We start from the raw sequence: 23,058 nt of genomic DNA on the forward strand, positions 1-23,058 counted from the left end.
TATCGCGGTAATAGATAGCCAAGTTCGCCTCGAGGTCGGTCACGAGGTAGTGATCAATCACCTCCCGGAGCGTTTCAGCCGTTCTTCGTCACCGCTGGTGACGGCCTCGAGATACGCAGGACCGAGTTCTTCGCCGAAACGTTCGTTGGTCACTGAATGGCCGTTCCACTTTGTCACAGGTTCGTCGAAAACATAGGCAGCCAGACACTCCTCGAGTGAAGGCCACTTCTCGCCAGTTCGATCACAGACGGCTTTCCGGTCGGCGAGCAGATTGATGTGCGGGTCGAGTGCAGCCTGGGAGACGGCGTTCTCGGCACCCAGTCGGTACAGTCGGTCGGTGAGGAACTCGAGATCGAAATCGCGTCCGTTGTAAGAAACCAGGGCATCGGCCCCACAATCGCTGACGTAATCGAGTGCGCGGGTGATCACATCTGCTTCGTCGTCGCCAGTTCGATGGAACGGTTCGTACGACAGGTCGCCACCGTCTCTATCGTGGACGGCGACACCGACCGAGACTGTCTCGCCTTCGGCTGCTTTCCAGTGGGTGGTCTCGATGTCTAGCGTGGTAATCTGGTCGTATCCGAAGCCGTCGCGATCGTATTGCATCCACTACTTATTGGATATAAAGAACATATTTAAACTACTGCCACTGGAGTGGAATTAAAAGACACAGTCTCGACTACCAGAATAGCCCCAACGGCCAACTGATCGGTCTCGAGGCGTTCAGTCGAATCGGGGTCAGGTCACCAATCCTCGATCGAGCCCTCCCCTCGTTACGGTAGAGCTTCGGACTTCACGAGCGACTGGGGGAGGTTGTCTCGAATCGTCGCTTCGACAGTCTGTACGAACTGATCGTAGCTCGCCTCCTCTCCCGGTTCGATTTCGATCGACCATAGCTCTCCTCTACCTGCGTCCGTTCCGCTCCCCGTCGCGTACGTGTAAGTATCCGTCATCTCCCCAGCTACGTCTGGGTAAACTAACACCCCTGGGTGCCGTATTTGGCTTGGTAGGCAGCAATCTGGTAGAAGTTGTCCCGACTCGGCTCCGTGCCCGTCTTCCACTTCGTGTCACCAACCAAGACGACGTCCTCCTCTCGATTTTGTATCCAGAAGTCCGGATACATGGAGAGGTGTCCGATTCCCGATTCTGACTGAGAGAGAATGGCCGATCGAATCGTTCCGAACGTCGTAGTACTCCGTATCGACGACTGCCTTCACCGCCCGATACACGACTCTCTCGAACGTGCTCTCCATGTCGATCAGCAATGACTGGATGCGTCGATTGCGTCCACCGAGATCAGCCACGAACGCCTGCTCGAAGATCAATTTCGCGAGCCGAAGAGCGTTATCGTAGTACTCGTTCAGGCGGGTCAGTGAGACACTCTCGATATCGCGGAGTGACATCCGCTCGTACGAGACGTACTGTTGTAGTCGTCCGTAGTACCGATTCACGTCACTCCGGACCGAACTGCTGGTGACGAGTGGACGCAGTCTGTGGAGCCCGTCTAGCAGAATTTTGTTAAGACGCGTTTCGGTGGAGAGTTCGTCGTACCTACACTCGAATCTCTTCGGGGTTACGCCTTGCCGTTGGAGTTGTTGCTGGAGATCAAGCTGCCCTCGGAGGTGCGTCTCCGACGATTCTTCTACGAGATATTCCCAGTTCAGGCCTCGTTTCAGAATCATATCGACCTGTTGTAATCGTTCTCCGTCGTACTGTAATTCACCGGGACAACGACACAACCGTATTCTACTTGCCTTTCACATTCTGTACTCATTCGTGGTTGAGGCACACGAGTGTGCGCCTCGGCCCACTTTGGCGCAGAAAAACTGAGTCCTTGTTCGAACAACACCGTCAGTAGATTGAGCGGAAGATCTCGGTTGTTGTCTGGTTCTTACTCGTGTGCTTCGGTTATCAGTCGCTGAATCAACTCTCGAGCCTCCCGTTCTGAGAGACCTTCAAGCTGGACATTGGTCAACGCATGGTTGAAATCGGCGTGTCACCTCCTCAATAACCTGGGACCGTTCATCGGCAAGCTCATCACACATTGCGATAACCGCGGGACGATATCGCGCGAACCATCGGTCAAACACTTTATTGACCATCGTCTGATTTGCGAACACCGCGTCCGTAATCTCGTATTCGTCATCGCGAGCAGTTAACTCCGCGATCCACCACAAGCGGTGAAGAGCGTTCGAATAGAGGTCAGATCCGGCACCGAGGAACTTCTCCCGCATCGCCTCTTCTGATCGATATTCCCACCGATGACGAACGAGATCGGGGTAGCGGACGATAGCCAGCCAATGCCACAAGCCCGGGTCGCCCGCTGTTCGGGCGTGATGTGGAGATTGCGATGAATTTCTTCGGCGAGCGCCCCGTCAATCGCCGTATCGTACTCGGAGTACTCTTCAAGTACTGAATCGACGACCTCGTCAACGCGGCCGAGATTCGCTTTCGGCTCGCCTGGCATCGGCTCGATATACTCCGCTACGTCGTCAGCATTGAGCCGTTGTCTCCCCTTTGAGGAAGGACTGACCAACCAAGCGCCGCCCCTCTTCGGTCAACCGATGAAGTGTTTCTGACTCACTCATTCTAAATCTGGAGGCCTCCTCCATGAGGTTAATCAACTGGTCGCGCGGATTGATGAACTCCTGAAGTTCACCGTCAAGCCGCTGCATCATGTACGGTATGTCTCCGAACTCTCGAGATCTTCTCGCAGTCTGTGTGTCGCTTCTTCTAAATCATCGATATCGTACATGTTACGTGCGAATGTCTTCAATACCGGTCTGTTGCCACTCGTACTCAACGTCTCCATCGCTATCGATGGCAGCTCCGGCTCGAATTAGGAGTTGCATCCAACACCGGTAACTGACCTGGTTCAAGGATGACGTCTCGCATTCGCCGCTTCTGCTCCGACCGATCCGCGGCTCTGCAGGACTTCTGTGATTCGGGGGTGATCGGCGTTGATCCAGAGCTTCGGACGCTTCTCGTTCCTGAAGTCAAGGTAATAGAGTTTGTCGCCATCCGGTAAGTGTGTCGTCTGCGAGAAATTTACGCGTTCCCCGTCGATCGCTGGTGGTTCTTCGTCTTCCGGCCGGTCGACAACAATGCTGTAGATCGTACGCTTGGCGACACGGAAGTTCTTCCGTGCCGCGTACTTGCCGTCGCCATCTCGTCTGGTGGTGCGAACGAGATACGGGCGGAGCTCTACCGTCCGCGGACCTTCTCTTTCCGAATTGGTATCTCAACGTCGTACGTTCCTGGCGTGGTTGGCGCGTCGGAGACGACAACGCGATCACGGTAGATAGTTTCGTGACACCGGATTGTGACGTAGAGTTTCGCCGGTGGGCAATCTCGTTCCTCATCAGGAAACACCGCATCAACAGTCTCTTCTGAGATGTAGAGTTGGCCCTCGAGTGCCACCGTCTGCCAGTCAGCTACCGCATCGTCTGCCGGCGGCGGAAGTTCGCCAGCAAGATCGATCTCGGTCTGCCCTGGTTTCAGGTCTAGCGGAGCTGGATCTTGGTCGTCGATCGAGTACGTCTCCAACGAGAACTGTACGCCTTTCTCACGATAGCTGAATGGAAGCGAGGTACTGCGGTAGCGTTGTGAACGGGTCATGGTCATTTCTCCGCGGGCGTCTCGAGCTCCGCCCGGATCTCGAGTTGTGTTTCGCCGACATCACCACTTAGCAAGTCTCCATCGCCAGTTGAATGCGATCGCCCCTCGAACGTGGCATTGGTGACGTGCTCGTTGGCGTTTATGCGCACTATCCCGTCTTCGAAGGCTGTCGTCACACCGTCGACATCGACGTCCAACTCCTCAACCGGCACGACGTCGTACCTGGAACCATCTTCCCCGATTCCCGTAAGTGAGAGCTCGGCCGACCAGCCGTCGAACTCCTCGGCAAGAACCGAGATCCGTCCGGAGAACGACCACGATCGCCGGTGAATCGCGATGAGCTATCGATCTCGAACACTGGTTCCGCTGAGGACGCCGTCGATCGTGGCACGCCGTCACCATGAATCGGGAAGCGGTTCAAGACGTTATCGGAGAGCGTGTCCGTGCTCGTACTCTTCGCGATCAGATGGCGGAGGCCGTCTCGGACCGTCCCGAACATGTCGTCAAGGGCGGTTCGGAATCCTCGTTGGTACTGCTTGCGGAGGTTCTCCGTCGACTCCCACTCGTCGTGCTCGGGTGGCTCGGCAAACCGGAGGAATCGATCGATTTCCAGATCCCCTTCCGTGAGATTGTGTTCGAGGCGTGCTTCCCCGGTTGCGAGCACGCCATGGAAGTTCCGGTCGGAGTACGCGACTCGACTTTGGTCGTAGTACTTCACGACCATTCCGGCCCACGGAAGAGCGCGATGGTGTTGAGGTACGTGTCGTCGTCGGCTGGTGATGCCAGTCGGGTCGCCAGGCGCACCGATCCGTCCGGTGTTTCCGTCCCGTCAGCACGTGGGGGCAACCGTACCGGGATATCGAGTCCAGCGACATCTCCGGGGTCGTCAAGCGATTCGGAGTCCGTGAACCGTTGGGCGTAACACTCGACAAACGGTCGAATCGCCGGGACACTGTTCACATCGGCTTTGAGGGTCTCCTCGGCGGTTTCGACAGTAACTTTCAGGTCACCACGGTAGATGGCCGGCCAGAAGTACTTCACCGAGGCCTCGACGAATTCTTGGGCGAGCTCGTCAATTGGGGCGGTCGTCCCGTGTCGGATCTCGGAATTCAACGACCATGGCGCTTGTTCCGCTGGTCGCAGGGCGATCAACGTGCAGTCGGTCGGCAAGTCGGGCTGCTTCATCACCCCAGAGCGATTCCGGCCGTGGTCCATCCTCCGTCTCGGTCGGGTGACAGAGCCATCCGGCTCCCTGATAAGTTGTATTATCACCCCGGACTTCGTGAGTAGGGAGCTTTGACCGGGCGATGAGTCGTGGCGACTCGTCTGCCTGCGTGCCGTGGTCGAGATACGAATTAAATATGACTGTTGATGTTCCTGAGAACGTCCAGAGAACGGATTTCCCGATCCGTATGAACCGCCTGCGGTATCCTCCTGTTTGCTACTATAAAGTTCGTCGCGAACGAGCGCGGCGTAGTTCGAATCCTCCTCCCATGCCCCGGAGAGACCAGTCGTGTTCCGATCTTCGACGACCAGCAACCGAAGTTCTGCTTCCGGGTTGTGCATGCGCTCGAGCACGCGATCGTATCCACGTCCCTGGTCTGAGTGTGCGATCGACTCTAGCCGGTGGTTGAGATCGTCGCCCCAGCCAAGCGCGTCCAGAAATTCGTCTTTCTCGTCGCCGGTGAGTGTAATGAACCGGAACGTCACCTCGACTGGATCGCCATTTGAGAGACCCTGGTCGTTCGCGTTCTGTAGCACCTCCCGAACGAATGCTTCTGCGTCATGGTCAACTGCGTGTTTTGTCGGGTCGTCTCCGTACCGTGGTGCTCCTGGTCCACCGCTGAAGAAGTACCACTCAGCTGCGTCAAATAGTTGATCTCGCCTCTGATCCATATCAAAAACCGGTATATTTGTACAACATTAAGTGCACCTAATCAGTATTACTATTACGAGCTTTGTACGCTCACAATCACCATGATGGGAGGGTTATATTGATTTTCTCATTCCCATCTCTATTCAGATAGTTGTCCGCTTCCGGGGCCGCTGTGGCTGACTGGTTGTCGTCTCGTCTGCGAATACTTATATGACGTTGCGAATGAGGAAGGCATATGAAAATCACGGCGGTCGATCTTTCTGCGGCGCTGGGGGCCTTAGTTACGGCCTTCAGGAAGCTGGCATCTCGGTTGTTAAAGGTGTTGATCGCGACCCAGACTGCAAGCATGCGTACAAACAGAATATTGAGGGGGATTACGTCCACACTGATGTCTTGCCGCTCTCACAGGATCCCGAGCGTGTCGCCCGTATGTTTCCCTGGGACTCCGACTTAGACGTGCTCGCTGCCTGTGCCCCTTGTCAGCCGTACTCTACGATGAGTCATTCCAAAGGCAAGAGCCACGAAGATCATCAAAAATGGGGACTTCTTAACGATGTCAAGAAGATCGTTGACTATGTCGAACCTGATGTCGTTGTCACTGAGAACGTCCTCCAGGTCCGCAAAGATGACGTCTATACAGAGTTTATTGACCATTTAGATAACCTCGGCTACCACGTGAATAGCGACGAGAACAAGAAAGTCTACTGCCCCGAATACGATATCCCTCAGAACCGGAAACGCTGGGTTGTCATGGCGTCCAAACGCGGTCCGATTGCCCTTCCTGATCCCCCCATCCAGGATCCAGATAACTACCCTACTGTCAAGGAGACCATTGACTATCTTCCGCCACTTGCTGCTGGTGACGTTGATCCCGATCTTGACATACACAGATCTCGACAACTCTCGGACAAAAACCTTGAGCGAATCCGCCATATGGAACCCGGCGGCGACTGGCACCTCTGGGAAGAGAAAGACCTTGACCACCTCCTCGCCGACTGTCACAAGAAGGCGAGCGGCCGCTCATACACTGCACCCTACAGCCGAATGCGGCCCGATGAGCCCGCACCCACGATAACAACCCAATTTTACAACTACGGCAGCGGTCGCTTCGGCCACTACGACACCGATCAAGATCGTGCTCTTTCTCTCCTCGAGGGTGCCCTCCTCCAGACGTTCCCGGAAGACTACGACTTTATGACAACTGGGATGATGTCGGCGTCAGCAATCTCGGCCGCCTCATCGGCAACGCCGTTCCCCCACGCCTCGGCGAATACATCGGCAAAGGCATTCTTGACCATGTCAACGCCACTGCCACCGCAACTGAAACTACCGTTGCTGACGACTGACTAATCTTTGAAGTGATCTCATTCCCTACCACTACAGTATTTTACTCACCTTTCTCTCAGCCGCCTGGCCACCCACTTTCGGATAGGGACATTTATTCAGCGCCATACCAAACTGGCCCTACAGTGAATATCTATATCGACCAACTTCCGGTTCACGCTACCGAATCTCCTTCTGTCGGTAGCTCGGTCGCCGAACCGTCTGCGGGTGGTCATCTGTGAGTTTTCCCTTCACCGAGGATCGCGACGAACCCTTGATCCTCCACTGCTTTGCCGACTACGGCACAGAGTGCGAGGTTCTCAACGACTTCGGTACCGTTGTCCGCGTCGGCATTGATCCTCGAGACACGAACGATAGCGCGCCGATTAAAGCGGATGCCCACATTGAGGAGAAAGACTGGGGCCTTCCGTTCAAAGAGGATGTCACCTTTGATCTGGGCGTTTTCCACCCCGTCTGCTCAGCGTGGGCAGCAACAACGAGTATCTCTGGCGATCCCGAGGACCACGATAACATGATCCCGAGCGCACGCCAGATCGCCGAAAAATATTGCGAGCACCACATTATTGAGAACGTCCCACGCGCCCCGCTCGAAGATCCGGTCGTGCTGAACGGCCGGATGTTTGGCCTCCCGATCGAGTACGAACGCGGCTTCGAAACGTCGTTCGACGTACCTCACCCGCCTCGTGAACGCCTCCTCCTCACGAGTGATGGCCCGTCCGAGAATGCGGAGACATCTTCGTTTTTCTTCTCCGAACGATCAAAGGAGTGGTGGGCCGCTGCGAAAAACTACGCCTCTGGTCCTTATCCCAAGGCCCACCTTGCAAAAAACGTTATCCCCGCCCATACATTTACTATCTCCTTCGTGCGTGGATTATGACCTACGAGGACGAAAGCGGCATCTCTGAAGACCGTGTTGATTATTCGAACTACGACAAGGAGATGACAAACAAACGCCGCGCCGAGGCGAACCGCCAACTCGGCGAGTTCGAATAGCACGCCATCATTCTCGTATCTCTTATGTCGTACTTTGTCGAGTCGACACAATCAAATAATCAGATGTCTCGAGTTACCGTATACGCTGATGGGTGGGGACTCGAATCGACTCTATCAAGATAGAGATAGGATTCGATCGCACGCGGGTGATCCCTTTGCCGGTACACCACTCCCTCGTGCTATCGTGCAAGATGTCGCCGCACAGTACGACGTCCCTGCTTCCCACGCCGCGCACATCCTCCGCGATTTCGAGACAACACCAGAGCTCGCTCCGCTCGAAACCCTCGTCACTGGCTTTGACCCAACTCCCGTTGGCGTTGACGAGGGTGGTCACCTCTACCTCCGCGCCGATGCCGACCCGTACTGGGATGTGGTCGCCGAGGAACTCGGGCTTACCGCGGTCGGCCGTGATGTGATCGCCACTGCCCACGACCGACACGTCAGCAATGCCACGCCTGAATCGCTCACCGATTGTGGTCCCGGCTTTGTCGTTTCCTGTCCCGAGTTTCCCGCTGCCGCGATTGACGACATCCACACCCTTCTCGAGCGAATGTCGGTGTCGAGCCGGCGAGCGACCGTGTGGGCACTCGACCATCAAGCCCGTAGTCTGGCGGCGATCGCAAACATTCTCTCGATTTCCGAGCCCCTCGTGCGGACCGATTTAGCGGCCGTCAACCGAGCAACTCGGCGCGTTGTCGATGCCACGAGAGCACTCGATATCCCACACTGCCATCTAACCCATCGCGTTGTGGATCCACTCTCCCCGGACTGGCTGGGGGCTAATTGGTCGCCGTGGCTCTCATTACACGACCGCGACCAGCTCCTTGACGACCTTCCACACGACCCCGGTGTGTATCGTGTTCGCCACACGGCTATCCCTGGACTCTTGTACATCGGGGAAACGGGAGCAGACGGTGGTATTCGAAGTCGAGTCGGGCTCGGCCTCGCAGATGGACTTACCGCGCAGAACTGTCCCGATGGCGGGAATCACGACGCGACGACCGGCCTCTGGCAGATCGCAACCGCACTCGATGGCAATTTGGAAGTGTCTGTTGCGACCCCACCGATCGCTGCCAACCGACGCCATCGCCGAGCGCTCGAGGCGACACTTATTGCAGTATGCCGACGCGAGATCGGGTGGACACCGAGCGTTCAGCTCAACCGGACCCCGCTCGCAGACACACCCTCTCCTGGTGTCGACCCCTGTGCCGTTCTGGAATCCAGCTCGGAAGAGAACTCGTATCCGGTGCCAAGTTGGCTGGGTGGCGAGCAGCGACGAACCCGGGCTGGATGGGACTCAAGTGGACGGAACCTCGTCCGCTCGCCGACCGTGCAATAATCGAGATGCCCGATGCCTGCGCGTTCCGTGTTTGGACACGTCAAGACAATACCCTACGGTGGGAGCGACGCCTCACCTACATCGGAACGACCGAAACACCGACGAGCCGGTTGTTTTCACTAGAAAGCACCTACGGCTCAGAGATGCTTTTTTCTATTGCGCCACTTCCCGATTTGAGTACGGAGTCGGCCAAGCGGTCGCGGGAACGTTCCGAGATTCGGTATGACCTTCTCGGTGCTCACTATCTCACGACTGGCCATCCACCGACCGATCAGTTTTGATGCCGGTCTGACACTGCGCCGCTGGCTCGTTACGCCGTCTGCTAATTCCCTATCTATATGAATAACAAATATTTATAATATGGAAGCCTCGACTGTCCCATTATGACTAATATCGCATATGTTCATCAGTTTTGGAAGGGGATCGATTCTCCAACACATCGATGGAGGGGTCAATGAGCGGGACGTGGGGATTTACGACATCGCGACCGACTGACGCTCGGTATGGCGACGATGTCGCAAAATACGCGATGTCGAATGGCGAACAGGGCCTGAAAACGTTCGTTCGGGAGGTCCTCCAGAACTCGAACGACGCCCGCCTGGATAACGACGATCCTGCACAGGTCACCTTCCGCCTCGAGACTCTCGAAGGCGACGATCTCAAAGCCTATTTGAACGCCCTGGATATCAACACCTGGTCCGACCACGCATCTCTTGCCGCTGACACGGAAAGCGGTGAACACATCTCCGAAGCAATGGCGCGAATCGAGGATGAAAAATCGCTCCGCGTCCTCACTATCGAAGATCAGAATACCCAGGGGCTCCTCGGTGCCGAGACTGCTGACCAGTCTAACTTCACCGCTCTCGTCCGTGACGTTCTCTTCAGTAGCAAATCCGGTGACACATCTGGTGGGAGCTACGGCCTCGGCAAAGCTGTTCTCTGGCTGTATTCCGGGCTCTCGATGGTGCTGTTCAACTCCTCGCTCAGTGAACCCACTCCTCGAGACGACTCCCCACGGCTTATCGGGCGCACCCGTCTCCCGACTCACAAGTCGAGCGACGGCGACACCGTTTACCAAGGCCACGGCTGGTTCGGTAACGTTGATGCCGACGAAAGTGGTGCACGCCCCGAATCTCTCTGGGGTGACGAGGCCAGACAGTTCGCTGATGACCTCAAACTCAGCCGCCCAGATAGTCCCGGAACGAGCATTCAAGTTGTCGACTTCCGCGTTCCCACTGCCGAAGAACGCCTTGCCGATGAAGAACTCGCAGACAAAATCACTGAAAAGGCAATTGAGTGGTTCTGGCCAGCGATCTACCGTGGAAATCTTGAGGTCACCGTCGAGACCGACACCGAGACGAAATCGGCGAGTATAGCAGAGTACCCTCGGTACACTCCGTTCACTACATGTCTCAATGACCGCACTGCTGCCACTGACGAACTCACCGAGGCCGGTGATGTCGTTGAGAAACCGATCACACTGACCATTCCCGCAAAAACGGACGAGAGTGGATCGACCGAGGGAGATCTCGACTTGCTCGTCCGCCGTGCGAACCCGGACGAGAGGTATCAGCGCAACAGCGTTGCGTTCGTCCGTGGTGCCGGAATGGTTGTCGAATACTACGACCGCGACAAAGTCGTAGTCGGGAACGAAGACTTCCACGCTGTTCTCCTCGGCGGCCGCGCTCGTCCTTGGGGCACTGGTGATAACCCTTCGGACGTTGACGATGTCGTTGAAGAATTTCTCACCACTGCAGAACCACCTCAGCACGACGAGTGGCGACGGACCGAATCCCTCGCTAACACGTACAAGCAAGGGTTTCGAACTGCCGTTGAAGGAATCAAACCGGATGTTACCGACACGCTCCGCGAACTTGTTGCCCGAACGTCGATCGCGGCTCGACCGGTCCCGAAAGACTCGGGAACCGCTTCAAGATCGGGAGCAAACGCCGGAGCGGCTCCACCAGCCGCGAGTCTCCCAGTAGTCAGCGTGTCACCGGCGACACCGACATCGCCTTTGACGAGACGTACGACCACTGGCAATTCGAAGGTGAAGTCGAACCCTTGAGCGACCGGAACGAAATCCGGCAAGTAACTGTCTCGCTCGTTCGAATGGCCGAAGAGCGTGCGACTAACGACCGGCTCCCTGTGCGTAATATCTCTTCGGATACGACCGGGGTCTCCATCTCGCTCCCCGACGAAAACGGCGTGCAGGTCGGTCGCCTTGACCCGCCACCGGGGACGACCTCGCTCACCTTCGAGGGTACGTCTGAAGAAGACATGCGTCGCGTCGAAACCCGACTCAAAGTATCAGTTGCCGTTGCCGAACGGAGGGATAACTGATGGCTGTTCTGGACAACGAACTTGACGACAAATCAGAGGACGAATCAGAGGACGAATCAGAGGACGAACAACTCCAGACGGGGAGTCTCGTCACCCAGTCTCTCCCGCACAGCTACGCCCGTGATGCCCTTGACTTCACGGTCGAGACGATTCAACTGGACGGTGCTGATCTCGGCGACCGTGGCGAGCTCGATGAATCTGCCCGCTACCTTTCGCTCGTCGACGAAGCTGGCTGGACTACCCTCACGCTCGAAGGGACGATCACGCTCGACATGGAGACGGTTAAAGAGGTCTTCTCGACGACCGAGTGGGATGCCCCATCGGGTCGGCTTGCGCTCGTGAAAACGAACCCTCTCGCAATCAGCCGCGACCGAACGATCCTTTCCGACCCACCTGTCGAGCCCGACACTTACTCGTTCAGCATCGACATCCACCGTGACGACCACCGAGGAACCGTCGTACTCGAACCGCACCTTGTCCGGGCGAGCGAACGCGGCCCCGGGGCGTCGAACTGTGCTTCGAAAGTTGGCTCTCGGCTCGCAAACGGCATCTCGTGGACGCTTGAGCTTGACGAACGCACGGACGGCGGCGGACTACTCATGCCGATTATCGAGGATTTCAGTGATACTGACCGTCTTCCCGACGATCAACATATTCACCACTTGAGTCTTGACGAGCCGCGTAACCCTCAGCTCTACTTGAACCGCGAACACCCACAGGTTGTGAAAGTTCTCGAAAACAGTGGGTCCACAGGCGGTCCACCTCGGCTTCGTGATGTACTCTATGATTATATTGAGCACTCCGTATGGACTCAACTGCTTATACAGACTGCTCGTGATACCGATCCAGACACTGGCGAAACCCAATACAGCTGGCAAGATGACGTTCTAGACCTCTTCTTAGATGACCTTTATCCCGATCATGAGGAGGAGGACGCTGCGATCCAGTTCGCGACCGATGTTCGAAGTATCGAAGACCTTCCCGCGCTCGTCCAGAACGTCGAACACGCTGTCCACCAGCGCTACGACATCCCGTCCGACACAACCAAACTGATCGAAGAGGCGATCCAGAATGACAACTAAACTGTACCACCTCCAGAGCGCTGCTCACCCGCTTGTCGACAACAGGGTTCTGAGCGGAGAGCGGACACTCACTGAGGATGATCTCCGTCCTTACCTCACGCCGCTCGGTCGCTCGGTCGACCTTGCGCCTGTTGACGACTGTATTGATGAGATACGCAATGCCGATAATATTGATCCCCAGGACAGCGATATTGATGCGGAACTCGCCCCTACCCTTCACCGTACACTCGATCTGACCCGTTATGAGGCCGCGGACGCCGGGCTCTGGCACTACCTCTGTCTCGTCCGGTTCCCCGAGTTCGTCCACTACCGCTGGGACCACGTTTTTGATCCCGATAGCCCTGGGAACATGGAGGAGAAGTTCTTGAAAGGTGGGAGTGACATCTACTCAAATGCCCTCCATCGTCTCTGGTGGGCTGCCGAACTCACGTATGAGGATGGCGCTTCTGGTGATCCCGTCGACCGAGATTACGAGCGCACCCGGCGCGTCCTCGGCTTCCAGGAACTCGCCAACGACATTCTTGACCACGACTTCGCCCGATACAAACCTGTTACGCACGCCTGCGCAGACCTCCTCTGTCACGAGGCCCTTGATGCGCTCAAAGACGATGATGTGTATGCAGACCCTCCGTCAAACAGCCATATCGTCAGCCGCACTACGACTCTTCTCCGCGAAGAGCTTACCGTCCGGCGCGTTGAGGCGATGGATAACGATGATATCGTGGCAACAGTTGAGGATCTCCGTGACTACGTCATGCGCGGCGAAGACGAACGGTAGCACGCCCGTATTGTCTCCCGAACCTTTCACGATCTGGTTTGGGTTTGACAGCGTGTTTCGGTATAGACGACAGTGTCTTTCTGACTCATTGACGAAGCAGTTTGTCAAATCTGTCTTTTTAACAATCTTGTCCCCTTCAGCGAGACGAATACTCAGAAGCGAACTGGGCCATGAGTGTTCGGCAGGCGACGGTCCTGATTCCCTAATGTATTTTTCCGGAAGCCGACGGCGAATTTGAGCTCACAAGCGTTGGTTGTGAACTGGTGGTATCGATAAAAAGGTGCGGGTCGTTTGTCGTGTCTTTCATTGCTTGCAAACCCGTACATCGGAACGTGAGCCAGCAGAAGGTGATTGAGGAATTTCGATTAGGGCTACTCCAATGGGCCGAAGACAACCTGCGGTCTTTCGCCTGGCGAGAAACATCGGACCCCTACGAAATCCTTGTGGCAGAAATCCTTCTCCAGAAAACCGCTGCTGAGAAAGTCGAACCGATCTATAATGAGGTCATAGAAACGTATCCCACGATAACGGCACTAGCAGAAGCGGATCAAAATGAGCTTGCCGAGATAATCTATTCGCTCGGATTTCAGAATCAGCGAAGCCAAGCACTGATAACGATCGGACAGACTCTTCGCGATACTGGGATTCCCGCTGATGAAGCACAGCTTCGTGATCTTCCTTACGTCGGGCAGTATGCAGCGAATGCTACTCTATGTTTCGCGTATGGGGAACCACGTCCGATTGTTGATGAAAACGTTGTCCGCGTCTACAACCGCATCTTCGGCACCGAGTTGGGCTATCGTGACGAAGAAGCATGGACATTGGCTTCTTTGGTGCTCCCTCAAGACGACTCTCGCCGATTCAATCTAGCCATTTTGGATTTCGGTGCCACCATCTGTGCACCGAAAGTACCGAACTGTAACAGTTGTTTTTTCACACACTCCTGCAACTATTATCAATCGATTTCGCAAGAATAGATGCTAAGCAGCAGGATCAGCATTACGGGGAGTCGTCACTTGTTGCCGTCTCTTCGAGCGTGTCTAGAACTGCCCACTCGAGTCCGGCCGCCAGCGAGAGATACGCATAGTCATACCAGAAATCGAAATTCTGATTGCCGTCCAAGTATGTCATGATGTGGTCGTTCGCGTCACCATTATAGAACGCATCTGGATACGTTGATTCCAACTCTTGAAGTTCACTAAGGACATCACCAGACGTGTGCTTCATCAGATACGCATTGTGCGTTAGATCGTGGACGACCTCTTCGATATCTTTATTTTCCTGATTAGCCCGATCATGGGCTAAATTGGCGAATTCCTTGATTTTCTTTTCCATTGAATCTGCGGTCATTACTGGTTCCCAGTCGCCATTATACATCGTATTGGCAAATGGATCCCACAGTTCTATGAATGTTCTTACGATGCATCTCGTCATGCCGGGTGTCCGAATCGTTAAATGATTCTCGGTTGGTGCTCTTCATAGCCATATTCTATCGGATCTTCTTGAGCAGAATAGAACTCAAGAAGCCCTCCAACCCCTTGGGGGCTCAAAAACACGTCGGCGAACAGTTGCAACACGCGTAATCAGTGATTCCCGCGCCTCCACTTTGATCGGTGCGTCGTTTGATGTCCTCTCCGAACACGGACTCATATCTTTCATCGATGATCTGTTGGATAAGCTCCGCGAACGAATTCTGATTAGCTGGATTCTCCACGAGTGATCAATATGTACTCTCAAAGTGATGCTCATGAGAAGGCCGATCCCGTCTTGAGGTTTCGTGTGCTGCTTCGTGCAACACCACGAGATACAAGTCGTGCATCCAGACCGTACGCTGGCGACTTGTCACGCCCGAGTCGGTGAGCACGATGATGTATGTCCTGTTGTCGGTCCAGGTATCGGCACTCGCCTCGCTGTAGTACACATCTCGATCAATTCCAAGCTCTGCTGCCAGTACTCGCCGAGACGAATATACCGTCGCTGATCAGCGTTTAACCGAGATATATTCTCAGTCCGATGATAACAGCCCAGCCCTCTTCCTCCGCTTGCTTGCCAATATCGAACGTCTCCGGCACCGCTATTGACGGCCCTCGTCGGTGGTGACATCGCGAAGCCGCTGCGTCGCTGAATCACTTATATTGAGAACGGTGTAGCCGCGTTTGACGAACTGGTCTGTGCCTTTTTCGGATCCACCAACCAACCCAACCTCCGGGGCTGCTTGGATCTCTTTGAGGTTGATGAGGGACTCAGTTGTCAACTTGAACAGTTTGCGATCGGCCCACTGCTCATCCGATGACTCAGATGCCATCACTTCCCGACTCTCAGCAGTCAGCGGATCGTCCGAAACATCCGCATACAGATCATCATGTGCTTCCTTGAGAGCGTTATTGATCCGCTGTCAGCGATCACAGCCGGACTGGATGTCGTTGCGGGAAAAGATCAACTCTCATTACGATTTCGCTCCGGCACTTTGTCTTCGTTGATCTCATAGATGCCATGCCCCAGTGGCTTGACGATATCGTCCTGTTTCAGACGCCCAAGTCGCTCTCGGACGTACTGCGAAGAGTAGCCCGCTTCTTCGGCGATAAGCGGTGCATTTGCACGTCCTTCGCGAAGCACGTTGAGGATCGCCCAATCAGCGTCGCGCATATCGTCTGCATCCATGGATTTGGTTGCTATACTCATCGGTGTATGATAAGTTGATGGCAATGGCCAAAAACCTACTGGTGATAACCTACAACCAATAGGTTTAATAGATTGGCTGATAGAGTAGTAGCTGTGAGGCGCAGGGGGCCGGGAAAACCGATTCTCGGCCGGCTGTTGGAGCAGCCGACCTGCGTCCTCCGTGCTAGAAGGACAATGAGTGTTCAACCGCGAACCCACGAAACGGTTTCGGAAGCACAGACTACCGACCCACGCGCCGACTACATCTCCGTAGGCATCGACAACGAGGGCGCACACCACGTTTACCGGACGACCGACGAGTCCGTTCACGTTATCGAGAACGGCGAGCGCACCGTCCGCTACGACCTCAAGGACGTCGAGAAGACGATCGACGACTGGATTGACTACATCGCCGACCGTCGCGGCGGCTTCGAAGTGCAGTACCTGTTCAAGACGATGGCTGACGCGATCGTCGGCGCTGTCGAGGTGAGCGACCAATGACGATCGTCAACGATCACGAAGCTATCGCAAAGCGTGCCGAACAACTCGAGCGCGAAGGCGCTCGCGAGATGCGCCTGCGAGCGGAAGCCCACGCCGTCGCCGGCTACGAACCGGGCGACATCGAAGCAACCGACGGCTCGGAGATCATTATCGCCGACGACGATAGCCGAGCCCACACTCTCGAGACCGAGGATGGAATTCTGCTCGTCGATGCCGACGACGACCCACGTCTTGCAACCGACGGCGGCTGTGACCAGTCCACCGAACCGACCGTCGAATTCGTGCTCGAGTACACGGCGATCAACGGCTGTCGCCGACGGGTGATGGTTGTCCCCGATACCGGTGGCGAAGCCTGGCGGATCGAACACGAACGCCGCAATAGCAACTGGAGAGAAACTGGTCGCGAACCGATTACCGAAGTCGATCTTCACGTACAGGGACGGCCCAGCGAGCCCGATTCCAGTGAAAGCGATCAAAGACAGTCTGCCGTGCCCGATGGCGGCCACATGTACCGTGAGATGTTCCTCACGGAGCAGAGACACTACTGCGATATCTGCGAGTGTCCATTCGACTCGCTCACCACGCTGGCAAGCCATGACTGTCGACTCCAACCCGAGGGTGGCTAGCTGAGCCAGTACACCACCTCGGGATCGCGTTGACTTATTCAGCCCAGTAGACCGCCGCACTTCGCCACTCGAGACGGAGCCACCAACCCCCGGTAGACTGATACCGGACTTTCGAACACGAAGACGTCTTTCAGGGAGACGGCCACTGCACTCCCTCGACGGCTCTCGAGTCGGTAGCCTACTGCTCCACCAGCGTTCCCGACATCGACCAGCAGCGCGAGTCGAATCGCCCGACAACGACACCGAATCCAGAACCAAATGAGCGCGAACACAGACTGTCCCGGATCTGATGCACAGACACTCCAAATACTTGCCGACGAACTCGAGCGCCTCCACGAGCGTGTCACAACCCTCGAGGACGAACTCACCCGAAAGGACGACCGTATCGGTCATCTCGAGGCCGAACTTGAGGAGGCCCACAGAGAAAATAAGGATCTCGAAGCACGGCTCGAGGACCTGGAAGAATCACAGACACCCATCGAGGCACGCCTAGACGCCCACGAGAAGAAACTCAACGCCAACAAAGATCGCGTCGGCGAACTCCAGGCACGCGAACTCGAGAAGGGTGCACACCTCCTGGAGGAACACATCGACGAAGGCGAGATCGACGTTGTGGATGGCCGCCTCGAGCGCATCCAGAAAGACGACGGTGAGAGCTACTTCCGATTACCCGAGAGTGACGATCCACTCGAGCGTGGTGGCGATGTCTCCCTCTCGTATGGGGATCTGCTTCCACTCCAGCAGCTCGCGAAGATGGACGAGGATATGCTCCGGGCGACGACATCGGCGCTTCCGTCACGGCTCGCTGCAAAGCTCTGGAAGGCACGTACCGATCCGGCAGTTGGAGACAACCCCTGGAGGAAAGGGAGTGCAAGCGTTCGAGAGTACGTTACCGCCGGCGACATGAAACACTGGATCCGACGGCAGGAGAAGGGGATCAGCGACGACTATGCGAAGAAGTTGGTCTCCCGAACGATCGACGCGTTACTCGATCTCTCGAGGAGCAGGCTGGCAGTCAAAAAGCGGACACAGCGCAAGAACGGCCTCGAGTACACGGAACGACGCGTCTTGTTGATGGACGATGTTGAGATCCCTGGTGAGATGGCCGGCTCCGGAGACACCTGACGTCAACAGGTGAGGGTGTCTCCCGACTACCCACAACCCCTGGGAAGGGTCTCACTCTATCCGTCTAACTAATATCCAGCACAAGAGCGGTTGTATGCAGTGTACTGTTACTCTGTAGTATGTCGTTTGATCGGTCGTTGTCGGTCTCACTCCAAGGACTTCCCTGTGGGTGTGTCTGAAGACGCCAGCTGTCACCGGAATCCTCTCGTCTCGAGAACATGGTTTTGTAGATAAGAACGCGATTAGACGGAACATACGCGGCAACATGACTGCCCGGTCGCATCTCTGCGACGGCCCGGAGTGTCCGGTGCCGGGCTGAGGGAACGAGATCGGTGATGCGGGATGGAACGGCTGCGATCTATGTGGCCGTCACGAGTGAAGTCCACGGAACGATTTTTCCGCGGCATGTCTGCCCGCAGTGTGGATACGTAGTGTCAAAAAACGTCTTTCACGGCACCGAGTGCTGCTCACTGGGGCAATGATTGTATTCGGCAGATATCTGCTGTATTCGATGTGCCTCAGTCAGCGAGAGTGGCGTGCTACCACCACACATAAAAACAGTGATATACCCACCCGAAGACTCATCACCGCCACGCGGATAGTACGGTTAATAATGTCAGACAATAGCTCTGACAGTGGCGAAGAAGCGGAGACCTCGGACGCGACTGTCTCCACTCCAGACGCTACCGCGGACGCAACCGCTCTCGACGCCACGGCAGTCATCGGATTCTCTGTCGAGGAGATTCAGGATCGGCTGGACGACGACAAGATCGCGGAAGCGCTGGTGCTGACGTCGACGCGTCTCGAGAGCATCCTGAGCCGGGCGATTGCGGACCGGTACGACATCACTATGGACCAGTTCGAAGATCTGTACGGCAATAACGGGCTTGGCCGGTACCGGCACATGGCGTTTGTCCTCGACCTGTTCGACCAGTATCAGGACACTCTGAAAACAGTCGTGGAGTATCGGAACAACCTGGCGCACGACTACGGCTACCTCGACACGCTGCAGACCGATCCCGATGAACGCGAAGCGGTCGAATCGGTCCTCGAAGACACTGTCGAGTTCATTGATCAGGTCGAACTGTAGCGGTAGTAGGTCCGCTGGTTGAAACGCGGCGAGAGGTCTTCTTCGAGTCGATGCCTGTTTCTCCCAGCTTCTTCTATACATGGAATTCAGCTGAAGATCAGGCGTTCGAACGCGACGCAGTACGCGGGCCAGGAGACGAATGGCTATGTGTGGAAGATCAACAAGACTTCTTCAAAAAACGGCACGGCTGACGCGGGAGTATTTCTACGTTCTCTACCAGAACTGTAGTCACTCCAAATTTTCTTCTACTTCACTATCTGGTACCCCTACACCGTACTCGTTGAGTTGCTTTTGTTTGCCAAGCTCAGCAGTCGCCCGCTCCTCACACTCATCACGCAAGTCTTCTTTCATATCCTCAATCCGCCAATCAATCCACTTGTCCTCAAGAACTGTCTCTAAATTATCTTTTGCTGTATAGTTTGAGACGACCTTCAGATCAGCACGCTCATCGTCCCACTCAGATAGGAAATTGATTCGTTTACCAGCCCCAATCAAGTCATCAACAATACCTGTCACACGTTCCTCAGTGTAGTTCAGTGAGCTATTCGAGACGTATTCCTCAATGTCTGCACGATCGACGCATGGATATCGCCCCTCGACACGACGAGCCTGTACCACTACTCGCAGCTGATCCACGATAATCGCAGTTGGTAAGACATCTGCCTGCCCAAAACTTGTCGTCACCCGGTCTAACTCACCATTTAGCGCCGCCATATCGTGTGTATGCCGTCGCTCCAACTCCTGAAGCATCGCATCTGGCTCTTCAGCCTCCAAGTTGTCTGGGAAAGATGTCGGCCGTGCCTGCCGAACCCATAACGTGTCGTAATAGGCATCTACGACCCATGTAATGAACTTCGCGCCCTCCTCGATGATAGCCTTCGCAATCTTATCGCCATGGTTGGCGTACGTTGATAGCACGAACTCCATATGGTCAATTTCGCTCCCCAGATATTCCTCCTCAATGTACTCCTTGTGCTCTTCAGCGATCTGCTTACGCTCTTTGAGCTGATTCACGACTGACTCAGCGCTGTTTGGAATCGACGATTTTGCCTCTCCGAAAATTACACTCCCATCCAAGTTCCACAGAAGGAAATCAAAGTTCGGCACACCAAGCTCCTCTAGCGGTTCCGCGGTGAAGAATTTATACCCAGCTGGACGATCCTGTACGAACGGGAAAATAGAGTAACTAATCAGTTTCCGGTGCTGGCGCTGAACATCTATTTCTTTTCGAAGGTCTTCGCGCTTAGACTGTTCCGGAAATGCGTCGAGTTTGTGCTCGATACACTTACCGTATAACCCGCGATACTTCGTTTCTTGACCCTCCGGCACCGATTTAGGAGGGTCAACATTCGTCATGTGTTATGCTGCCGTCTGAGACTCATAGAGTCGCATTTCAGCGCCACCATCCAACAACTGAATCACGGCCAGATAGAACTCGACGAGAGATGGGAACGAACAGTTCTGTTTTGGGACAATCCGCATTGACTCTTCAGTCGCGCTGACATTGAACAACGATCCTCGATTCTCGTCGGTTACCTGCGCAGAGAAGTCCAACGACCCAGCCTGTTTCGTAACGTCCGTGAAGCTGAAATTCAGATCATTGCTGTTCTTCGTGCCTTTGATAAAATTCTCGGCCTGCATCAACGACACTTGTTGGTCAAAATCTATTTCACCAGAACTCACTTCCGGCACCTGCACTTTCAAGTTTCCCGGCACCACCTCCCGTTTCTTGAACTTGATCTGATTCGCCACGTCCAATAGCTCAAGAACATTCACGACGACCTCACTCAGCAGCTCAAATAGGATGTTGAAGCTCTCTTGGTTGACGGTCTCTAAGGTGAACTTTCCGGATGTGTCGATCCTGATGGAGACGTTCTCATGTTCATACTGGATACGGGTGGGAACCACACCGTATTCCTCACGGAACTCGTCAAGCCGGTCTCTGCCATCAATTCCTTTGTATTCGATTTCACGATCGACATCCGGTCGAGTTCGGGCACCTGCCAAGCTTGGAACGCGCTTCGAATTAAATTCAGAAATCCGCATGTCCTCGTAGGTATTGAGGACAATTTCGTTCATCGTCTGGAAGTCCTCGGTCATAATCGGCATCGGCGACAGACAGTCGCTATGTTCCGAGACTGGACGGAGAGCTTGTCGAATGGCTTCTTCAGTTTCGGCGGTGACGACCATCTGGAGATCGTCTTTGTACTCTCCAACGTAGAATCTGGCAGGCTGCTCTGTACCTTTTCGGTTTCGGTACTCGCTGACGAACTTCGTGATGTCACCGAGTTCTTCGGTTTCGTAGTGTTCGTCGAGGTAGTCCTCCCAGCCGTCGTCGGAGAGATAGAGAAACGATTTGATGCGTTGGCCGTGGTACCCTTCTAGGACACGCTCTGGCGAGTCAAAGATGACTCGGCAGAATTCTTTGAGATTGTATTGTCCTTCGGGTATGTGCATTTGGGGTACCTCCGACAGCGTTGTTTGTTGAATGTGCTACATCGGGGCGTATATTAGTTCCCCATTCGGAGCGAAAGTAGAAATTCACCGTGTCTGGAATTCACTCGTCATAAATCGGGAGAATAGTTAAACTGGATCCCGGAGGAAAACTCTCTTTGTCATCCTGAGTGTGTTACAGGCTCAAAAATAGTGTGCTACACAGATTTACATTACCACCGACATATACCCAGAAGTACAATGTTTGGATTGCTTTGGGCCGTGATCGACCTAATCAAGCGAAGAGTCTCATCGTTCCTTGGCTGGTGTCGAGACCCTTGGAGTGGCAGTCGCATGACCCGCCCTTTCACCCGAGACTACACGCGTACCGGAGAATCACTCATATACATCTTCATCCATCGAACGGGATCAGCGATCTACAGCGTCCTCTACGTGCTCATCTTCGATGGGTTAGCAACAGTAGCCCAATTCGTAGTTGGGATGTTTAGTGACCTCTGGCACTCCGACTATCGATACGGACGATACGTCGTAGCACTGTTGGCTGCCGGCATCAAGACTGCTATCCTCGGAATCATTTCGGGGGTCGTGTTCGTCGCAACGCTGGTGAAAAGTATGCTCTTCGAAAAGTAGCCGGTTATCTAAGCCCTGCCTCATCCATCATCTCGACCGCGAGATGATCAGGTTCTTCCCCCAAGTAATTCTCACGAAAACTGTCACCGTCCCTTTGTGCGTGATGTCAAACTCGAAGGAAGCTGTCGCCGAACTCGAGACCGGCCTGCAGTGATGCTTTGCTGCGTTCGGGAATACCTTCGGTATCTGTCTCTCCGCGCCGCTCAATAATATGGTAGAAATGGTCAGTTCAATTTAACAAGGGAGTACACTGTTCCTGTGAGAGGAGCGCATTCGACGGATACTATTAAGCGGATGACTGTCGAAACAACCATACAGAACTGCAATGGCTGGCATTACAGATCCACGGCCACCACTTCCGGAGTGGATTCTCGAATGCTACGATCGACTGTGTACACAGGCATGTCGGCCAGGCCAGCGAAAAGACAGTGTTCCGCTGATCGACTACGACGACGCAGCCGACATGCTGATCGCCGATTCAGAGTTAGCACTCGAGCAACGGGACGTCGAGCACGCACTTACTCGCCTCCTCGAGCGGGGCTACTTCTACGAAGTCGAGGATGAACTTCGGATCACGTCACCAGAAGAACAGTGCTAA

General features: G+C 55.0%; 28 protein-coding genes. 14 read left to right on the forward strand and 14 right to left on the reverse strand.

Features of this window, described 5'->3' with window-relative positions; translation table 11 throughout:
* Positions 1–57 precede the first annotated feature (57 nt).
* The 9 genes from E2L06_RS19590 to E2L06_RS22255 form a co-directional block, all read right to left on the reverse strand.
* The gene (locus tag E2L06_RS19590) at positions 58–606 is read right to left on the reverse strand and encodes a ribonuclease H-like domain-containing protein (protein ID WP_138783241.1); all 549 of its coding nucleotides are present in this window, start codon (positions 604–606) and stop codon (positions 58–60) included.
* Between the two features lie 167 nt (positions 607–773).
* On the reverse strand, positions 774–953 hold the full coding sequence (locus tag E2L06_RS19595) for a hypothetical protein (RefSeq protein WP_138783242.1): 180 nt from the start codon (positions 951–953) through the stop codon (positions 774–776).
* A gap of 23 nt (positions 954–976) precedes the next feature.
* Positions 977–1,138 (reverse strand): hypothetical protein, encoded by a 162-nt coding sequence (locus E2L06_RS22860; protein ID WP_283241378.1) that lies wholly within the window; start codon positions 1,136–1,138, stop codon positions 977–979.
* On the reverse strand, positions 1,068–1,739 hold the full coding sequence (locus E2L06_RS23070; protein ID WP_394348754.1) for a hypothetical protein: 672 nt from the start codon (positions 1,737–1,739) through the stop codon (positions 1,068–1,070). The genes E2L06_RS22860 and E2L06_RS23070 overlap by 71 nt, the downstream gene beginning before the upstream one ends.
* Positions 1,740–1,955: 216 nt before the next feature.
* Complete coding sequence (locus E2L06_RS23075; RefSeq protein WP_394348755.1) at positions 1,956–2,309, reverse strand: DUF6339 family protein; 354 nt, start codon at positions 2,307–2,309, stop codon at positions 1,956–1,958.
* A gap of 895 nt (positions 2,310–3,204) precedes the next feature.
* Positions 3,205–3,618, reverse strand: coding sequence for a hypothetical protein (locus E2L06_RS22240; RefSeq protein WP_212750817.1), 414 nt, complete (start codon positions 3,616–3,618; stop codon positions 3,205–3,207).
* 2 nt (positions 3,619–3,620) lie between these two features.
* A complete protein-coding gene (locus E2L06_RS22245; protein ID WP_212750818.1) occupies positions 3,621–3,794 on the reverse strand; it encodes a hypothetical protein in 174 nt (57 codons plus the stop codon).
* Positions 3,791–4,342, reverse strand: a complete 552-nt coding sequence (locus tag E2L06_RS22250) for a hypothetical protein (RefSeq protein ID WP_212750819.1) — start codon at positions 4,340–4,342, stop codon at positions 3,791–3,793. The genes E2L06_RS22245 and E2L06_RS22250 overlap by 4 nt, the downstream gene beginning before the upstream one ends.
* The gene (locus tag E2L06_RS22255; protein ID WP_212750820.1) at positions 4,333–5,514 is read right to left on the reverse strand and encodes a hypothetical protein; all 1,182 of its coding nucleotides are present in this window, start codon (positions 5,512–5,514) and stop codon (positions 4,333–4,335) included. The genes E2L06_RS22250 and E2L06_RS22255 overlap by 10 nt, the downstream gene beginning before the upstream one ends.
* Before the next feature lie 202 nt (positions 5,515–5,716).
* On the opposite strand from E2L06_RS22255, the gene E2L06_RS19625 reads away from it, so the two are divergent.
* From E2L06_RS19625 to E2L06_RS19660, 8 genes are all read left to right on the forward strand, one after another.
* Complete coding sequence (locus E2L06_RS19625; protein ID WP_249361530.1) at positions 5,717–6,844, forward strand: DNA cytosine methyltransferase; 1,128 nt, start codon at positions 5,717–5,719, stop codon at positions 6,842–6,844.
* A gap of 211 nt (positions 6,845–7,055) precedes the next feature.
* A complete protein-coding gene (locus E2L06_RS19630; RefSeq protein ID WP_212750821.1) occupies positions 7,056–7,715 on the forward strand; it encodes a hypothetical protein in 660 nt (219 codons plus the stop codon).
* A 300-nt stretch (positions 7,716–8,015) separates the two neighbouring features.
* Positions 8,016–9,170, forward strand: coding sequence for a hypothetical protein (locus tag E2L06_RS19635; protein ID WP_138783244.1), 1,155 nt, complete (start codon positions 8,016–8,018; stop codon positions 9,168–9,170).
* A gap of 454 nt (positions 9,171–9,624) precedes the next feature.
* Positions 9,625–11,238, forward strand: coding sequence for a hypothetical protein (locus tag E2L06_RS19640; protein WP_138783245.1), 1,614 nt, complete (start codon positions 9,625–9,627; stop codon positions 11,236–11,238).
* Positions 11,235–11,513 (forward strand): hypothetical protein, encoded by a 279-nt coding sequence (locus E2L06_RS19645; RefSeq protein ID WP_138783246.1) that lies wholly within the window; start codon positions 11,235–11,237, stop codon positions 11,511–11,513. Before E2L06_RS19640 ends, E2L06_RS19645 begins: the two co-directional genes overlap by 4 nt.
* Entirely contained in the window at positions 11,513–12,595 is a 1,083-nt protein-coding gene (locus E2L06_RS19650; RefSeq protein WP_138783247.1) for a hypothetical protein, read from the forward strand. The genes E2L06_RS19645 and E2L06_RS19650 overlap by 1 nt, the downstream gene beginning before the upstream one ends.
* Complete coding sequence (locus E2L06_RS19655) at positions 12,585–13,373, forward strand: DUF6339 family protein (protein ID WP_138783248.1); 789 nt, start codon at positions 12,585–12,587, stop codon at positions 13,371–13,373. Before E2L06_RS19650 ends, E2L06_RS19655 begins: the two co-directional genes overlap by 11 nt.
* 332 nt (positions 13,374–13,705) lie before the next feature.
* Positions 13,706–14,350, forward strand: a complete 645-nt coding sequence (locus E2L06_RS19660) for a hypothetical protein (RefSeq protein ID WP_171052442.1) — start codon at positions 13,706–13,708, stop codon at positions 14,348–14,350.
* 22 nt (positions 14,351–14,372) lie between these two features.
* On the opposite strand, the gene E2L06_RS19665 is transcribed toward E2L06_RS19660, so the two are convergent.
* The 3 genes from E2L06_RS19665 to E2L06_RS19675 form a co-directional block, all read right to left on the reverse strand.
* Complete coding sequence (locus E2L06_RS19665; protein WP_138783250.1) at positions 14,373–14,750, reverse strand: hypothetical protein; 378 nt, start codon at positions 14,748–14,750, stop codon at positions 14,373–14,375.
* 697 nt (positions 14,751–15,447) lie between these two features.
* Positions 15,448–15,678 (reverse strand): hypothetical protein, encoded by a 231-nt coding sequence (locus E2L06_RS22595; protein WP_249361531.1) that lies wholly within the window; start codon positions 15,676–15,678, stop codon positions 15,448–15,450.
* A 131-nt stretch (positions 15,679–15,809) separates the two neighbouring features.
* Positions 15,810–16,055, reverse strand: coding sequence for a winged helix-turn-helix transcriptional regulator (locus tag E2L06_RS19675; protein WP_249361532.1), 246 nt, complete (start codon positions 16,053–16,055; stop codon positions 15,810–15,812).
* A 174-nt stretch (positions 16,056–16,229) separates the two neighbouring features.
* Between E2L06_RS19675 and E2L06_RS19680 the strand changes: the two genes are divergently transcribed.
* The 4 genes from E2L06_RS19680 to E2L06_RS19695 all read left to right on the forward strand — a co-directional run bounded on the left by E2L06_RS19680 (position 16,230) and on the right by E2L06_RS19695 (position 19,376).
* Complete coding sequence (locus E2L06_RS19680; protein ID WP_138783251.1) at positions 16,230–16,535, forward strand: hypothetical protein; 306 nt, start codon at positions 16,230–16,232, stop codon at positions 16,533–16,535.
* On the forward strand, positions 16,532–17,161 hold the full coding sequence (locus tag E2L06_RS19685) for a hypothetical protein (protein ID WP_138783252.1): 630 nt from the start codon (positions 16,532–16,534) through the stop codon (positions 17,159–17,161). The genes E2L06_RS19680 and E2L06_RS19685 overlap by 4 nt, the downstream gene beginning before the upstream one ends.
* A 258-nt stretch (positions 17,162–17,419) precedes the next feature.
* On the forward strand, positions 17,420–18,286 hold the full coding sequence (locus tag E2L06_RS19690) for a hypothetical protein (RefSeq protein WP_138783253.1): 867 nt from the start codon (positions 17,420–17,422) through the stop codon (positions 18,284–18,286).
* Positions 18,287–18,899: 613 nt separating this feature from the next.
* Entirely contained in the window at positions 18,900–19,376 is a 477-nt protein-coding gene (locus tag E2L06_RS19695) for a hypothetical protein (RefSeq protein WP_138783254.1), read from the forward strand.
* Between the two features lie 228 nt (positions 19,377–19,604).
* On the opposite strand, the gene E2L06_RS19700 is transcribed toward E2L06_RS19695, so the two are convergent.
* Together E2L06_RS19700 and E2L06_RS19705 are read right to left on the reverse strand one after the other, a co-directional pair.
* On the reverse strand, positions 19,605–20,732 hold the full coding sequence (locus E2L06_RS19700; RefSeq protein WP_138783255.1) for a hypothetical protein: 1,128 nt from the start codon (positions 20,730–20,732) through the stop codon (positions 19,605–19,607).
* 3 nt (positions 20,733–20,735) lie between these two features.
* Positions 20,736–21,833, reverse strand: a complete 1,098-nt coding sequence (locus E2L06_RS19705) for a hypothetical protein (protein ID WP_138783256.1) — start codon at positions 21,831–21,833, stop codon at positions 20,736–20,738.
* Between the two features lie 330 nt (positions 21,834–22,163).
* Here E2L06_RS19705 and E2L06_RS19710 point away from each other — a divergent pair, with 330 nt between their 5' ends.
* Both E2L06_RS19710 and E2L06_RS19715 read left to right on the forward strand, forming a co-directional pair.
* The gene (locus tag E2L06_RS19710) at positions 22,164–22,460 is read left to right on the forward strand and encodes a hypothetical protein (protein ID WP_138783257.1); all 297 of its coding nucleotides are present in this window, start codon (positions 22,164–22,166) and stop codon (positions 22,458–22,460) included.
* Positions 22,461–22,785: 325 nt separating this feature from the next.
* Positions 22,786–23,058, forward strand: a complete 273-nt coding sequence (locus E2L06_RS19715; RefSeq protein WP_138783258.1) for a hypothetical protein — start codon at positions 22,786–22,788, stop codon at positions 23,056–23,058.

The organism is Haloterrigena sp. H1 (assembly GCF_005938085.1).
Lineage (GTDB): Archaea > Halobacteriota > Halobacteria > Halobacteriales > Natrialbaceae > Natrinema.